This window comes from Desulfosarcina sp. (genome assembly GCF_055467485.1).
Genome location: NZ_JBUOIV010000019.1, coordinates 67,535 through 83,750, shown reverse-complemented (window position 1 = coordinate 83,750; position 16,216 = coordinate 67,535). Strand labels below are relative to the sequence as shown.

13 protein-coding genes are annotated in these 16,216 nt (G+C 56.9%); 9 read left to right on the top strand and 4 right to left on the bottom strand.

From position 1 onward, the window contains the following. From ACZCED_RS11385 to ACZCED_RS11370, 4 genes are all read left to right on the top strand, one after another. Positions 1-1,013, top strand: a 1,013-nt coding sequence (locus ACZCED_RS11385; RefSeq protein ID WP_464860823.1) for a serine hydrolase domain-containing protein, incomplete at its 5' end; no start/stop codon positions are given. A gap of 331 nt (positions 1,014-1,344) precedes the next feature. Next, positions 1,345-2,382 (top strand): alpha/beta hydrolase family protein, encoded by a 1,038-nt coding sequence (locus ACZCED_RS11380; protein ID WP_464860822.1) that lies wholly within the window; start codon positions 1,345-1,347, stop codon positions 2,380-2,382. A gap of 28 nt (positions 2,383-2,410) precedes the next feature. Further along, complete coding sequence (locus tag ACZCED_RS11375; protein ID WP_464860821.1) at positions 2,411-3,634, top strand: serine hydrolase domain-containing protein; 1,224 nt, start codon at positions 2,411-2,413, stop codon at positions 3,632-3,634. A 218-nt stretch (positions 3,635-3,852) separates the two neighbouring features. Further along, positions 3,853-4,470: a hypothetical protein gene (locus tag ACZCED_RS11370; RefSeq protein ID WP_464860820.1), complete on the top strand. Its 618-nt coding sequence runs from the start codon at positions 3,853-3,855 to the stop codon at positions 4,468-4,470. Between the two features lie 43 nt (positions 4,471-4,513). Here ACZCED_RS11370 and ACZCED_RS11365 read toward each other — a convergent pair whose 3' ends face one another. Beyond that, positions 4,514-6,469, bottom strand: coding sequence for an acetoacetate--CoA ligase (locus ACZCED_RS11365; RefSeq protein ID WP_462970207.1), 1,956 nt, complete (start codon positions 6,467-6,469; stop codon positions 4,514-4,516). Positions 6,470-6,742: 273 nt separating this feature from the next. Between ACZCED_RS11365 and ACZCED_RS11360 the strand changes: the two genes are divergently transcribed. The 3 genes from ACZCED_RS11360 to ACZCED_RS11350 all read left to right on the top strand — a co-directional run bounded on the left by ACZCED_RS11360 (position 6,743) and on the right by ACZCED_RS11350 (position 10,676). Further along, the gene (locus tag ACZCED_RS11360) at positions 6,743-7,612 is read left to right on the top strand and encodes a radical SAM protein (RefSeq protein WP_464860819.1); all 870 of its coding nucleotides are present in this window, start codon (positions 6,743-6,745) and stop codon (positions 7,610-7,612) included. Between the two features lie 321 nt (positions 7,613-7,933). After that, complete coding sequence (gene tkt, locus ACZCED_RS11355; RefSeq protein ID WP_462970209.1) at positions 7,934-9,952, top strand: transketolase; 2,019 nt, start codon at positions 7,934-7,936, stop codon at positions 9,950-9,952. Between the two features lie 241 nt (positions 9,953-10,193). Further along, a complete protein-coding gene (locus ACZCED_RS11350; RefSeq protein ID WP_462970210.1) occupies positions 10,194-10,676 on the top strand; it encodes a cache domain-containing protein in 483 nt (160 codons plus the stop codon). Here the strand turns inward: ACZCED_RS11350 and ACZCED_RS11345 are convergent. The 3 genes from ACZCED_RS11345 to ACZCED_RS11335 form a co-directional block, all read right to left on the bottom strand. Further along, positions 10,651-11,703: an XdhC family aldehyde oxidoreductase maturation factor gene (locus tag ACZCED_RS11345; protein WP_462970211.1), complete on the bottom strand. Its 1,053-nt coding sequence runs from the start codon at positions 11,701-11,703 to the stop codon at positions 10,651-10,653. The two genes, ACZCED_RS11350 and ACZCED_RS11345, sit on opposite strands and share 26 nt — an antisense overlap. Positions 11,704-11,759: 56 nt before the next feature. Next, positions 11,760-12,359, bottom strand: coding sequence for a DUF3786 domain-containing protein (locus ACZCED_RS11340; RefSeq protein WP_462970212.1), 600 nt, complete (start codon positions 12,357-12,359; stop codon positions 11,760-11,762). Positions 12,360-12,423: 64 nt separating this feature from the next. Then, positions 12,424-12,600 (bottom strand): hypothetical protein, encoded by a 177-nt coding sequence (locus ACZCED_RS11335; protein WP_464860818.1) that lies wholly within the window; start codon positions 12,598-12,600, stop codon positions 12,424-12,426. A gap of 209 nt (positions 12,601-12,809) precedes the next feature. Between ACZCED_RS11335 and ACZCED_RS11330 the strand changes: the two genes are divergently transcribed. Together ACZCED_RS11330 and ACZCED_RS11325 are read left to right on the top strand one after the other, a co-directional pair. Next, the gene (locus tag ACZCED_RS11330) at positions 12,810-14,036 is read left to right on the top strand and encodes a molybdopterin molybdotransferase MoeA (protein WP_462970214.1); all 1,227 of its coding nucleotides are present in this window, start codon (positions 12,810-12,812) and stop codon (positions 14,034-14,036) included. A gap of 185 nt (positions 14,037-14,221) precedes the next feature. Further along, positions 14,222-16,153, top strand: coding sequence for a molybdopterin biosynthesis protein (locus ACZCED_RS11325; RefSeq protein ID WP_462970215.1), 1,932 nt, complete (start codon positions 14,222-14,224; stop codon positions 16,151-16,153). Positions 16,154-16,216: the final 63 nt, after the last annotated feature.

Here is a 16,216-nt window from a genome sequence, read left to right as displayed (position 1 = left end):
GACTCGAATGGATCGACAGACCCTATCCGATCACCATTGAGAATTTACTGACCATGACTCACGGCACGGATTGGGATGAACGCAGTCGCCCGCTCAGCGATCCAAAGAACAGCATCCGAGCCATGACGGACGGTGACGACTGGCTCCATTTCATTCTCAACCATAAATTGATTGAGCCGCCAGGAACACGTTTCAATTACGCTGGGGGCATGACGGTGTTGCTGGGCGAAATTGTCTCAAGAACGTCCGGTATTGACCTGGGAGGGTTTGCGGAGCTGTATTTGTTCCATCCGATGGGAATCTATATCGAGGGTTGGCAACGCAGCCGCCTTGGTGTAGTCAACTGCCAGGGAGGATTGTACCTGCGCCCTCGCGACATGGCCAAGATCGGCCAGTTAATGCTGGACAAGGGTGTTTGGCAAGGCAAACGGATCGTAAGCGAAAAATGGGTGGAGACCTCTCTAACTAAACGAGTGACGGCTGAATATGGATGGGGTTATGGATACCAGTGGCGCTTGGGACAGGCAGTAATCGGTGACCAATTGGTCGACCTTTTTTTTGCCTCTGGCCGCGGTGGACAGCACATTTTTGTAGTTCCTGAACTACGTCTGGTTGCAGTCTTCACTGCCCAACCCATCGACAACTCAGGCGGCCATAATCGCAACTTCATCATGATGGAAGATTATGTATTGCCTGCGGTGACCGGCCTCGCAACACCCAAGTCTCTTTCGATGAAGAGCGGTCAACTATCCAGATACGCCGGTCGATATCGACATCCCGAGACTGGTGAAGAGGCAACGGTCACCATCGGTGTAGCTGGAATTTCCGTATGGCCTGCCTTTTGGTGGCGCATTCCTGCTTCCCCCATCGGGCCGAATCGATTCATTGGCTATTCAGGTCGAACAGGACGCTTATACTTCAAGTTTTTATCTGATGAGACCAAACAACCGGAACGCTTTGAAGCTCGCTTCCTTTTCGGCAAACGGGTTTATGAACGAATTCAGCCACCCTGATATAGCGATGAGAAATATGTTTTAGCAATCGAATTGAACCCTCCCCGCGGCAAGCCGCGGGGAGGGTTCACCGTAAGGATAAAAAGCCGATTTTCAGTTCACTCGCTAACCCCGCCGCAAGCGACGGGGAATGCGCTCGCTGTTGCGGTTCAATGAAATAAAAGGAAGGTGCCCAATTACTAAATACATTTTTCTTATCATTCTTGATAGATACAACCGCTGGTAAGTAATCTTGCAGGAGCGTTTAGTTAAATAGACGCAATATGAACACTCTTGGCGAGTGTGGATACCTCAAGGTCAAAGAACGGCCATCCGGCAGCAAGGAGGTCGCATGCGAAAATGGATTTCAGCAACGGTATTCACCTTCATCGTGAGCGCTCTGTTTTTACAAGCCTGTTCGAAAATCCCCTGCTACCCTGCCGCCCATTATGCGCCCCCCGCCAACGCAAACTATAGGGCAGAAGAAGTCAGCCTGAAGGCCCCGGCAGGCCACGCGTTGGCCGGCACCCTGACGCTGCCCTTCAACCGCCCACCACCCCATCCTGCGGTGGTACTAATCACTGGATCAAGCCCCCAAAACCGAGATATGATGGGCCATTGGGTCTGGCCTGCGTCTGCGTACCGGCCTTTTCGCCAAATCGCCGACGCGTTGTCGAACAGCGGCATAGCCGTGCTGCGAATGGACGATAGGGGGTACGGCTGCTCCGAAGGTGGACCACTCCGCGATGCCACCACTATCGAGAGGGCCGACGACAATCGAGCCATGGTGGACTTCCTGCGAAACCGCTCGGACATCGATTCATCCCGAATTGGTATCCTGGGATTGAGCGAGGGAGGGAATATCGGGCCGTTGATCGCCGCCTCGGACCCGAACATCTGCGCCCTGGTGATCATGGCCGGCTGCGCCACCAACGGCTGGAAGATTCAGGAACACCAGTATCGCTATGATATCGAACGCGACCCAAACCTTACCGAAAAAGAAAAGGAAAAAACGCTGGAGGCAAAAATGGAAGGCCTCCGGGCGGCGGTCCGGGCGGGAAAAGCCAACCCGTGGTTTGCCTTTTTCCTGGAGTACATACCCCTGCCGACCGCCAAACAGGTAACTTGCCCGGTATTGATCCTCCATGGCGACAAGGACGCACACGTTCCCGTAGAGCATGCTCATTACTTGGCGCAGGCCATGCGGTCGAGCGGAAATCCGGATGTGACCGTACGGATTTTCAAGGACGTCAACCATCCTTTTCTGCCGGACAAGGATGGCCGGAAGAGCGGATACCTGAAACTTCTTCGGAAGGGGGCCAAGATTCCGGATTCAGTTCTGGATACAATTACCGAGTGGTTTCTAGTGCGTTTATTGGCGGGTCATTAACGGCTGACTACAGCTGGAAAATAAGCAAATGTGCCAAATTAAAAAGAGGTTTATTCTTGCCTATTGGGGCTCATTACTTTTTTGCATATTCTTTTTAGGATGTGCAACCGCACCAGCTCCAATTTTACCTCGCTCTGGTGATTCTGATTTAGCTGAGTTGCTCGAATCAATCCGGGTCCAGGAAAGGTTGCCCGCCTTGGCGGCTGCAATTGTCCTTGACAGCAAAATCTATGCGGCCGCCGCAGTGGGAACCAGAAAGGCTAACACAAATAATTGGGTGTCTGTTGACGATAAGTTTTTGATTGCCTCCTGTTCCAAGGCATTTACAGCGACTTTAAGCGCCGTCTTAATTCAAAAAGGGTACTTGCAATGGGACACGAAGTTAAAAGAGGCTTTTCCCGATCTTAATATGAGAAGCGAATATGAGGATATCACCATGATTCAGTTGCTTTCCCACAGAGCCGGACTGCCCGAATGGATAGACCATCTCACCAGTAAAAACGTGACCGCTCAATTCATCGACAACTGGTGGAACGATCGGCAATCGCCGGTGACGATGAGAGCAAAGTATTTAAAAGTAAATGTAAAACAGCGTTTGGCTGACAAGCCAGGCCACTCCATTTTTTACTCTAACAGTGGTTATCTGATAGCCGGAGCGATGCTTGAAAAAATCATGGGGAAACCCTTTGAGCAGCTAATGACAGAGGAAATATTCAGCCCCATGGGACTGCACACAGCAGGGTTCGGACCGCCTGTAAAATTTGATTCGGAAAACCAGCCTGTGGGCCATTCCGGCTTTTTCCGCGCGGTGCACCCTGGAGATTTTCCTGACTACATGGCTCCTACGGCTGTCATTCACATTTCAATCAAAGATTGGGCAAAATTTATTCTCGTGCATTTAGGAAGCGGTGGAAATGCAGGGGTGGTTCTTGAGACCGATACCTTACGCACGTTGCATTCGCCTCCTGATTCGTCGATATGGCGGGCGGGTGCAGAAGAAAAAGGGTATGGCATCCCGTCACTGAACTATGCATTGGGTTGGTATATTTTGGATATAGACAAAAAGGAAGGCCTGCTGTGGCACCCTGGCGGCAATACAGGATTTATTGCTCAAGTGGTTGTTGATCCAAAAAGAAAAAATGCCGTTCTACTTGCAACAAATGTCCGGGCTTCACACAACCACCTTTTCAAAACGATCAATAGAATAAAGGCGCATTATTCTTCGTTATCGGATTTGCCAGGTATTGAATAAAAAAACGGCGACAATTTTTAAACCGAAAAATTACCGATCGCTTACATTGACTGGATCCTTATAATTGACCATTACACCTTGAGGCGCACCGATGAAATATTGAACCCTCCCCGCGGCAAGCCGCGGGGAATCTTCACCGTAAGGATAAAAAGCCGATTTTCAGTTCACTCGCTAACCCCGCCGCAAGCGACGGGGAATGCGCTCGCTGTTGCGGTTCAATGCCAGATACCGCATTCCTATCGATTTTGTTCTCTGCGTTTGTATTGGTTGCCTCCGGGTGCGGGGGGCAGAACGTAAATGTTCAGGAGTTGCTCAACCGGCCCATCGAGGAAACAGCTCATTTCCATCAAAGCAAAAAATACATCAAGCACGGGGTGACTGTCGTATATCTGACGGGGACCCCTTATGAAATTGGCTTTGCCCACGGAAAATTATGTAAAAATGAAATCATGGCTAACCAATATTGTTGGGATGCATATGATAAGCTCAAAAACACTCCAGATGGCAAATGGCTCCCATTATCAAGAAGCTTAGAGAGATATATTCCAGAAGAGTACATCGCTGAAATGAAGGGGATCGCTGACGGTGCAGGTATTGAATATGACAAAATTCTCTTTTTAAATACGCTTGTAACCATTTCTGAACACAGCAAGTGTTTTGCATTTTCGTTTAGCCAACGCTTCCAAAGTCTGCGAGATTCAAAAAATTTATTAACATTCTACTTTCAAGGAACAGTTTTTGGCCCGATTTCGAATCTTGTCAATGGCCCATTCCCCGCGGCGTGCCGCGGGGAATGGGATTGCTATCGCGGTTCAAGTCTATGTCCGGGCAACTGAACCGGAGAAGAACCTTTCATCTGAAGTCTTGTTCCTCGATCGCTCAATCTTCCTGAAGCTCCTCAATCCCGGCAAAATAATCCAGCGCTTCGGGATTGCGCAGTGCATCCTTGTTTTTAACTTCCTGATTGTGGATCACCTTCTTCACGGCCAGTTCCACTTTTTTCATGTTCAGGGTATAGGGAATGTCGGGCACCGCGACGATTTTGGCGGGCACGTGGCGCGGTGAGGCGTGCTGGCGAATGGTCTGGCGGATCTTGTTTTTCAGATCGTCGGTGAGGTCGACGCCCGGTGTCAGTTTGACGAACAGGATCACGCGCACATCGTTTTCCCATTTCTGCCCCACCACCACGCTGTCCTCTATCTCTGCCAACTGCTCCACTTGCCGGTACAACTCGGCCGTGCCGATGCGAACGCCTCCCGGATTCAAGGTGGCATCGGAACGCCCGTGCATGACGATCCCGCCGTGTTCGGTGACCACGATGTAATCGCCGTGGCGCCAGATGCCCGGGTAGACGTCAAAGTAGGCGCCGTGATATTTCTTTCCATCGGGATCGTTCCAGAAGTAGATGGGCATCGATGGAAAAGGCGCCGCGCAGACCAGTTCCCCCTCCTGGCCCACCACGGGTTTGCCGTCGTCGTCGAAGGCGAATACCTTCATGGCCAGCCCCCGGCACTGAAGTTCACCGGCATACACCGGTCCCATGGGGTTGCCCAGGGCGAAACAGCCGTTGAGGTCGGTGCCGCCGGCAATGGAAGCCAGTTGGAGGTCTGATTTGATTGCGTCATATACGAATTCGAAGCTTTCGATGGAAAGGGGTGATCCGGTGGAAAGTACCGCCCGCAAAGGGGACAGATCGAATTTTTCCTTCGGCCGGACACCGGCGGCCTGAAGGGCGGCCAGGTAGCCGGCGCTGGTGCCGAAAACGCTGATCTTCTCATCCTGGGCCATCTGCCACAGGGCCTCGGGAGAGGGGTGGAACGGATTGCCGTCATACAGCACCAGCGTGGCGCCGGTGGCCAGCGAACTGACCAGCCAGTTCCACATCATCCACCCGCAGGTGGTGAAATAGAAGATCGTGTCCTCACGCTTGAGATCGGTGTGCAGGATCAATTCTTTAAGGTGGTGGACCAGAATGCCGCCGGCGCTCTGGACCATGCACTTGGGCAGGCCGGTCGTCCCCGACGAATACATCACGTACAGCGGGTGATCGAAGGGCAGCTGGGCGAAATCGATCTCCAGCCCGTCTTCGGCCGATTTGAAGTCGGCGTACAGCACGGCGTTGGGGATGGCGCTGATGTCCGGTTTTTCCTGGGCATAGGGTACCACGACCAGCGTTTTCACCGAGGGAATCTGGCCCATGATGTCGGCGATGCGCGCCAGCGAGTCCAGTGGCTTGCCTTTGAAAAAGTAGCCGTCCGCAGTGAAAAGCACTTTGGGCCGGATCTGACCGAAGCGGTCCAGGACGCCCTTGATGCCGAAATCCGGCGAGCAGGAGGACCAGGCCGCCCCCAACGAACTGGCCGCCAGCATGCCGATGATCGATTCGGGCAGGTTGGGCACGAAGCCGGCCACGCGGTCGCCGGCGGCAACCCCGGCCTGCTTCAGGGCCTTGGCCACCCGGGCCACCTCGTCGTAGAGCTGGGCGTAGGTCAGGGTCCGCCTGACCTTATCCTCCCCCCGGAATACCAGGGCCGGCCGGTCGTCCCGGTAGCGCAGCAGGTTCTCGGCGAAATTGAGCCGGGCGCCTTCGAACCAGCGGGCACCGGGCATCCGGTTGGCGTCATCGATCACCCTGTCATAGGGCGCCGAGGCCTTGATGGCGGCAAAATCCCACATCTCCTTCCAAAACTCGGGGATATGGTCGACGGACCACTGGTAGAGGCCGTCGTAGGTGTCGAAGGAAGTGCCGTATCGCTCGTTGATCAGCGTCATGAACCGGTACATGTTGGATGCTTTGATCTGCGCTTCAGACGGCTGCCATAACAGTTTACTCATGCGCGGTTCTCCTCCCTGCAAGTTGATGATTGAAACGGATGAAAAGAACGTGTCGATCCTGGCGGCCACCCGTTGAAGACAGCGGCGGGTCGTTCCTCTATAAGGCCCTCGTCGACAAATAAACAAGATTCATAAGTTGAAGTTTTTCATATCAGAACAGGCAAATATTGACAATCCCATAAAAGGCCATCAGATTATCATCAAAAAAGAAATTTCCGGATTCGGCGATTTTGGAATTGAGCAATCGAACGAGCGGTTCAAGAGAGGAAAAGCATGCACTACGAAGGCAACATCATCCGGCCACCCAGCGAGGCCAACAGCATCCTGCTCCAGGTCACCGTGGGCTGCTCACGCAACAAGTGCACCTTCTGCGGGGCTTACCAGGGGGAGCGGTTCAAGATCAAATCCGACAACATCATCATGGCGGACATCGCCTTTGCCGCCGCCCACTGCCAGCGCCAGCGCCGTGTGTTCTTGTGCGACGGCGACGCATTGATCATCCCCCAGAAGCGGCTCATGAAAATCCTTACCGAAATCCGCCGGCAGCTGCCCTGGGTCACCCGGGTCGGGGTGTATGCCAACGCCAAAAGCCTGAACATGAAAACCGTGGATGAACTGAAAGCGCTTCGGGAAAACGGCATCGGCATCGCTTACATGGGGCTGGAAACCGGCGACGACGTCACCCTCAAGGCCATCAACAAAGGCGCCACCGCCCGGCAGATGATCGACATGGGCAAAAAAGCCAGGAAGGCAGGCATCAAGCTTTCCATCACCGTACTGCTGGGTCTGGCCGGACGGGAGCGGTCCCAGATCCACGCCAGGGAAACCGGACGGGTGTTGTCCGCCATCGATCCTGAATATGTGGGTGCGTTGAGCCTGATGCTGATTCCCGGCACCCCCATGCACGAAGACGCCCGCAGCGGCCGGTTTACCCTCATCGAACCGGACGAGATGCTGGCTGAGCTGCGCACCATGATCGCCGAAACTCACCAGTCCCAGGGATTGTTTCACGCCAATCACGCCTCCAACTACCTGCCCATCCGTGCCCGCATGCCCAAGGAGAAAGCCAAAACACTGGCCCTGATCGATGCGGCGCTGGCAGGCCAGGTGGCCCTGCGTCCGGAATGGATGCGGGCGCTTTGATTCGAAAAAGCAGGCATATGGCCTTGCGCCTGCAGCGGAGTCGGCCGGCTGGCTGGACGGCGATTCCGATCTTCATGGGACCTTGCATCACCACCGTGCGCCAGCCCTCTGCCCGCTGTTTGCCGGTCTGGCCACGTTCCCGGCAAACTAAAATCCGGCAGCCATCCCCGTCCAATCCTGCAAATGGCTGCCGGCAAGGCACCCGGATCCTTCACCGGTCAAACCGTCCTTAAAACCCTTGCTTCGCCATCAAATCTTTTGTATCAACCCCCATTGACGTCGACTCTTAATTGAATCCATCGCAAAAAGGAGCAGCATCACATGAGTACGGGCACTTCCAAGACGCAGCCGGCCATCGACGATCTTTGCATCAACACCATCCGCACCCTGTCCATGGATGCGGTTCAGAAGGCCAACTCCGGCCACCCGGGAGCGCCCATGGGCCTGGCACCGGCCGGTTATGTGCTCTGGACGCGGGTGATGAAGCACAATCCAAAAAATCCGGACTGGCCGGATCGTGACCGTTTCGTTCTCTCGGGCGGTCACGCCTCCATGCTGCTCTACAGCCTGCTGCACCTGACCGGCTACGACCTCAGCCTCGAAGAGATCCAGAATTTCAGGCAATGGGGCAGCAAAACCCCCGGCCACCCGGAATACGGCCATACGCCGGGCGTGGAGACCACCACCGGCCCCTTGGGACAGGGCTTTGCCAACGCCGTGGGCATGGCCATGGCCGAACGGCACCTGGCCACCGGTTTCAACCGCCCCGGTCACACTGTCGTCGATCACCATACGTACGTCATGTGCGGCGACGGCGACTTGATGGAGGGAATTACCGCTGAAGCGGCCTCCCTTGCCGGCCATCTGGGATTGTCAAAACTCATCTGCCTTTACGACGACAACGGCATATCCATCGAAGGCACCACCGGTATCGCCTTTACCGAAAATGTGGCCAAGCGTTTTGACGCCTACCGCTGGCAGGTGATCAAGGTCAAAGACGGCAGCGATCCCGATGCCATCGAGAAGGCGATCCTGGCCGCCAAAGCCGAAACCGGCAAGCCCTCGATCATCATGCTCAAGACCCATATCGCCCACGGCAGCCCCAACAAGCAGGACACCGCCGATGCCCACGGCGCCCCGCTGGGTGACGAGGAGATCAAGCTGACCAAGGCCGCCTTGGGCTGGAAGGAAAAAAATGCCTTTGCCATTCCGAAGAAGGCCCTGACGGCATTCCGCAAATGCGTCAACGCCGGTGAAAAAGCGGAAACCGGCTGGAAAGCGGCATATCAGAAATACAACCGCACGCACCCCGATCTGGCCGACGCCTGGGTCAATGGCCTGACCCGCTTCATGCCCAAGGGATGGGAAGCGAACCTGCCCCAGTTCAAGTCGGAAGACGGCCCCATGGCCACCCGTGCCGCCTCGGGCAAGGTGCTCAACGCCGCTGCAACCATTTTCCCCAGCCTGATGGGCGGCTCAGCCGATCTGGCGCCGTCGAACAAAACCTTTATCGACGGATCGCCCGAATTTCAGAAGAACCGTTACGACGGCCGCAACATCCGATTCGGTGTTCGCGAGTTTGCCATGGGCGCCATCATGTCCGGCATGTTTCTGCACGGCGGCATCCGGCCCTATGGCGGCACCTTTCTGGTGTTTGCCGATTACATGCGCCCGGCCATCCGCCTGGCCGCCCTGATGAAGCTGCCGGTGATCTATGTCTTCACCCACGACAGCGTGGCCGTTGGAGAGGATGGCCCCACCCACCAGCCCGTGGAGCACCTGGCCGCCCTGCGGGCCATTCCGAACCTGACGGTAATCCGCCCGGCCGACGCCACGGAGACCGCCCAGGCCTGGCATCGGGCCATCGCCATGAACGACAGCCCGGTCGCGCTGATTCTGAGCCGCCAGAAACTGCCCATCCTGGACGCGAAGCATACGGCGCACGGTGTTGAACAGGGTGGGTACGTGCTTTCGGACTGCAAGGGAAAACCGCGCATCATCCTCATCGCCACCGGGGCCGAGGTCCACATCACCCTGAAGGCTCAGGAGATGCTGGCCGGCAAGGGCATTCCCGCTCGTGTGGTCAGCATGCCGTCCTGGGAACTTTTTGAAGACAATTCAACGGAGTTCAAAAACCGGATTCTTCCACCGGCCATTAAAAACCGGATCGCCGTAGAAGCCGGCATCCCCATGGGATGGGAGCGCTACGTCGGTCCGAGCGGCAGCGTCATCGGCATCGATGGGTTCGGGACATCGGCGCCGGGGGGAACGGTCCTGGAAAAATTCGGCTTCACCGCCGATCGGATAGTTGAAACCGCCCTTCAGATGCTTGGAAAATGACCCATTGAAAAGTCGAGGAAGGTACAGGGGCGCCTGAAATGGCGCCCTTTTTTTTTCACAAGTTTCCCGGGGAGATGCCGATAATAAGGATTGCGATGCCGACAGGATCATGCTCAACCCCGACACCGGGTAACGGGTCGGGCAGAAAACAAGTTCTGTCTTGACAAAGGTTTTGTTTTCTTAATATTTTTCCAACGTTTAACCTGAGTCAAACAGATGACCGGAAACAATGGAGGCTGAATTGAAAAAAACGATTGCAGGGGTATTGACGGGTCTCATGATTATGTTGCTGACGGTTCCCGGCCTGGCCGGAACCCGCGACGATTGCGTAACCAAATGCAAGGAAGCCGGGGATTTCATCAAAACACAGGGGATCGATGCCGCCATCAAGGAAATCAACAACAAGAACGGCCGCTTCGTCTGGAATGACGGCGTCAGTTATGTTTTCCTGATGAACATGAAGGCCAAGATGCTGGCCCACCCGCACAAGCCGGAACTGACCAAGCCCGACACCCTGATCGAAGCCACGGATAGTGACGGCAAGGCCTTTTTCAAGGATTTCGTCAAAGCCGCCGAGAAGGGAAAAGGCTGGGCTAAGTATATGTGGCCGGTTCCCGGCATGGACATCGACAAACCCAAGCACACCTTCATCTACCGGGTGCCGGGTACGGACTACTTTGTGGGGGCAGGGTTCTACGTCATGTCTCCGGGCGTGTTTTATTGATTTGAATTATTTCTGCAAGGATGCTCACGGCGATCTCCTCCGGAGTTTCGGCCCCGATGGACAGACCGATTGGCGAATGAACCCGGTCGATATCCATTTGCGAAAAACCTTCTTTAAGCAACGCCCCATAGATGGCGTCCCTTTTCCTGCGGCTGCCGATCATACCGATGTAGCCTGCACCGGTTTTCAATGCCTGGGCCAGAACCGTTTTGTCGTGCAGATGCCCTCGGGTAAGAATGACAATAAAATCATCCCTGTTCACGGACAGGCCTGAAAAGGCGTCATCGAAACGATCCAGTACCCGGATCTCGGAGGCTTCGCGAAAGCGTTGCCGGTTGGCATACTCCTGCCGGTCGTCGGCAACCGATATCCGGAAGCCCACCATGGCGGCCATGGCAGCCGTGGACCGGGCAACATGGCCGGCCCCGAAGAGATAGACGGTGGGTACCCGATGCGTCGGCTCAATCACCACAAAGGCCCCGTCGAAGACCAGTGTCCGGACCGCCGATCTTTCGGCTGCCAGCGCCAACACCTTTTCCCGTTCCATGTCGGGCAGGGGAAAATCACCGACAATCTCCCCCCCGACCGTTGCCAGGCAATGCGCAGTAGCCCCTACCTTGTTCTCCGATTCTATAAAAACGGTTAACAGAGACCCTTTTTGTCCTTGGTCCAGCATCTGACGCCACCGCCCAAAGACCGTCCGATTCATTGCCGTGGGCGACACGCAGTCCAGCAGCACGTCCGCCTGTCCCCCGCAGATCATGTCCATGCTGTCGACGGTATCGTGGCTCAGGTCAAAAGGCATGATGGCCGATTGCCCGAGCTGGATCAGCTCCACGGCCCGGGACATGGCCCCGGCTTCGAGCAGCCCACCACCAATGGTGCCGATGCCGCGTCCGTCGGCGGTGACGATCATCTTGCTGCCCGACGTGCGCGGTGTGGAACCGGTGTGGCTGACGATGGTTGCCAGGACAAAAGGTTCACCCTTCTCCAAAAAATCGCAGGCCGTTTGGGCAATCATCTTCATTTATGCGGTTACCTTTCCATGTCGATCCTGGAACCGTTATCCACATGGGGCTGTCGTCAACGGATCAGTTCCAGTATTGTTTTCGATGTGTACTCGCCCACATCGGCCAACCCGTCCATGGGCATGAACCGGTTGGCGTTGTTGGAATAAAGGCAGACGACCGACGGCGGGAAGTCCTCGTCGGCCTCGTAGAAAATATAACACAGAAAAATCTTGGGCAGCGGCCGAACCAGGAAGGCGAAATCGCCCCTGACCGTGGAAGGGGCCGCCGCGCCGGAGAGCCGCTCCATGATCAGGCCGGCTTTCGATTTGATCAATTGAACCGCCGGGACCAGGATCTGTTCGGTGTGGGAGGCAAAAGCCCCCACGTAGGGTGCCGAATCGGGAAACTCCTTGAATGCCCGCAGCGGTTCAAGAAGGGGGATGTCGGGGGTGGCGTTCAAGGCGTAAAGGGAGAGGAGAATGCCGATGACCCCGGGCGGCTCGACGCCTCCCAAAGTGATGCCGTCTGGTGTAATGGCACACGACTGGCCGAATGCCCGGAATGAATAGGTCAGACCGTTTTTTTTTCCTGGAAGCCTGTCCGCCAGATCCCCCGGCAGGTTACCGAACAGCCGATCCAGATTATCCCTGGCGAGCTTCGCGTAGTTGTCCACCGGCCCTCCTCTCGTCGTCACGGATCTTCCGGCACCCTGATCCTTCGGTCCCTGAGTTCACCGTTCAAGCCCCCCACCCATTCTCGCTGTCCCTGGCGACAAACCAGATGGCGCAGGCGGTCCGGTGCTTGCAGTACAATTGCGGGTCCCGGCAACGGGCGCACTGCTCACAAACATGAATCTGGTATTTCATGCACACCAGCCCGCCGGGTTTATCCGGGTGGTTCACACAAACATCCATTGGTTCTGTTTCCGTCGGTTCCATTATGATATAGACAATCTGCCCTTGAAATTTTCAAGCGGCATACCGAATATAGGACGCCTCTGGCTCCATGGCGATCACGGGGTTTTGGCCGTTATGACCGTTCCTTGGGCAGGCCGGCGGCCTGCGCGTCGGTGATCTCGGTATTCAATCAACAGGTATGAATAGCAAAAAGAGATAGCAATGTCATGAAAGAGTTTTTCAAGGTTGAAACCATCGACGGGGTTCTCGCCCACGCCCCGTCATTTAAAGCGGTGGATACGGAAACGGTGGCGCTGGCCGACTGCCTGGGTCGGGTAACGGCCGAGGATGTCTTTTCGGATGTGGACATTCCCGATTTCAACCGGTCCACCATGGACGGGTTTGCCGTCAAGGCGTCCTCCACCTTCGGTGCATCCGAGGCCAACCCCGCCTACCTGAACGTGCGTGGACAGATCAGGATGGGGAGCCGGCCCGACTTTTCCATCGGCCCCGGCGAGGCGGCCAGGATCGCCACCGGCGGCATGCTGCCCGAGGGCGCCGACAGCGTCATCATGGTGGAGCACACCGATACCCTCGACGACACCACCATCGAGGCGTACCGGAGCGTGGCCCCGGGCCAGCATGTCATCGAAAAGGGCGAGGATATCCGACGTACCCGGCCGGCACTCAAGGCAGGCACGCGGATCCGTCCCCAGGAAGCCGGCCTTCTGGCCGCCTGCGGACGGACGGAGACGACCGTTTTCAGGCGCCCCCGGGTGGGCATCATTTCCACGGGAGACGAGGTGGTTCCGGTGGACCAGGTGCCCGGCGAAGGACAGATCCGGGATATCAACAGCCAGACCTTGTCCGGACAGGTAAGGGCGGCCGGCGGGGTGCCCGTGGTCTTCGGCATCGTCGGAGACAATCGCGACGACCTCATGGGCAAGTGCCGCAGCGCCCTCGAAACCACCGACATGGTCATGATTTCCGGAGGCAGTTCGGTGGGGGCCAGGGATTTCACCGTGGAGGTGCTCGACGCCCTTCCCGATACCGCGATTCTGGTCCACGGAATCTCCATCAGCCCGGGAAAGCCCACCATCCTGGCCCGATCCGGCGGCAAGGCGTTCTGGGGACTGCCCGGCCACGCCGTATCCGCCATGGTGGTCTTTGCCGTGGTGGTGCGTCCTTTTCTGGACCGCCTGTCCGGACTGTCGCAGACGGTGCGGCAATTTCCGGTTCAGGCCATCCTGAACCGCAACCTGGCCTCGGCCCAGGGACGCGTGGATTACGTCCGCGTCCGACTGAGTGACGTCGACAGCCAAACCGTGGCGGAACCGGTCCTGGGCAAGTCAGGGCTGATCAACACTATGGTCAAGGCCGACGGCCTCATCGCCATCGGCATGAATACCGAGGGATTGGAAAAGGGGACAACGGTGGAGGTGATGCCGTTATGAACAACGCGTGGTAAGTGTAAAGTTTTAAGTGTTAAGCTGATGAATGCTGTCGATTCGAGAAAAGTCAGATGTTAGACCGACTCAAATCCTTTCTTTAACACTTAACCCTTTCGATTGGATACCAACCCTTCGCACAACACGAATCACATCTAATAATAGATTCAGCAATAAATGGAGCCGTATCGGTGAACACTAAACGCAACGTATACCTGAAGATGAAGCCCCTGGAGGAAGCCCGGCAGATCCTTTTCGATCATTTTCCCGGCACCGGTACGATGCCGGCCGAAACCGTCACCCCACCCGATGCCGTGGGCCGGGTCCTGGCCGAACCGGTCGTCGCCGCCGTGTCGTCGCCCAACTTCCACGCCGCCGCCATGGACGGCGTCGCCGTGAAAGCGGAAGAGACTTTCGGTGCCAGCGAAACCCGGCCCAAAGAGCTGGCCGTGGGCACCCAGGCCCGCTTTCTCAACACCGGCCACGTCATGCCCGCGGGCACCGATGCAGTGATCATGATCGAGAAGATCCAGACCATAGGCGACGACCGGATCCGCATCGAAGCACCGGCCTTTCCCTGGCAGCACGTGCGTAAAATGGGCGAGGACATCGTGGCCACCGAACTGCTCTACCCACGCGGCCATACGGTGACGCCCTACTGCGTGGGCGCCCTAATCTCGGGTGGCATCTATCGGGTGCCGGTGAGAAGAAAGCCGAAGGTGCTGATCATTCCCACCGGATCGGAACTGGTCGACTGGCGGACCACCGCCCCCGAAGACCTGAAGCCGGGACAGGTGCTGGAGACCAATGCCTACGTGCTTGAAAAAATGATCGATGCCTGCGGAGGTGAGGCACGGCGCCACGAACGGGTCATGGACGACCTGGATATGATCCGGCAAACGGTGGCCGACGCCGTGGCCGGCGATGTGGACATGGTCATGACCATCGGCGGGTCGTCGGCTGGTTCCGAGGACTACGCCCTGCCCGTCCTGCAGGATCTGGGACAGCTGCTGGTCCACGGGGTGACGATCATGCCCGGCAAACCGGTGATCCTCGGCGACATCCAAGGCAAGCCCTACTTCGGCATCCCCGGTTACCCGGTGTCCGCCATCATCGCCGTCGAGCAGTTCGTCCAGCCCCTGATCCGGCATATGTTGGGCGTTGCCGACCATCCGCGCCCGACCGTTGCCGTGGTGCCCACCCGCAAGATCGCCTCCCGGCTGGGCGTGGAGGAATTCCTGCGGGTCAAGCTGGGGCAGGTGGGCGACCGCATCGTGGCCACGCCGCTGCCCCGGGGGGCCGGTATGATCACCAGCCTCACCGAAGCCGACGGCATCATCCGCATCCCCAGCCAGGCCGAAGGCATCAAAGACAGCGACCCGGTCCAGGCCGAGCTGCTCAAGCCCCTGCCCGCCATTCGCAACACCATCGTCATCGTGGGCAGCCACGACAACTCCCTGGACGTGCTGGCCGACCAGTTGCGTGCCGGCGACGGCGCCCTGACCCTCTCTTCCAGTCACGTGGGCAGCATGGGCGGGCTCATGGCCGTCAAACGCGGGGTGTGCCACCTGGCCGGCGCCCACCTGCTGGACACGGAAACCGGTGAATACAATCTCTCCTACGTGAAACGCTATCTCCCCGGCACACCGGTACGGCTGGTCAACCTGGTGATGCGCGAACAGGGCCTGATCATCCCGACGGGCAACCCCAAGGGCATTACGGGCATCGAAGATCTCGGACGCGCCGACATCGTTTTCATGAACCGGCAGGGCGGCTCGGGGACACGGATCCTGCTGGACTATCGCCTGGAGCAGATCGGACTCTCCGCGGAGCAGATCAACGGCTACACCAGCGAAGAGTTCACCCACATGAACGTAGCCGTGGCGGTGCTGAGCGGCACGGCCGACGCAGGACTGGGCATCTATGCCGCGGCAAAGGCCCTGGGACTGGATTTTATCCCCGTGGTTACCGAACAATACGATTTGATCATCCCGCAAATTTATTTCGAATCCGACAACATTCAGGTGCTTCTGGAAACCATCAACTCTGGCGCGTTTAAAACGCGGGTTAACGCCCTGGGCGGATACAGTACGGAGAAGACGGGTACCGTTATCGTTCCCTAAGCGGCTATTTTTTTTATGCCCCGCTGTTAATCTCAAAGGAGAATCCAGGAGACAGGCGTCGGA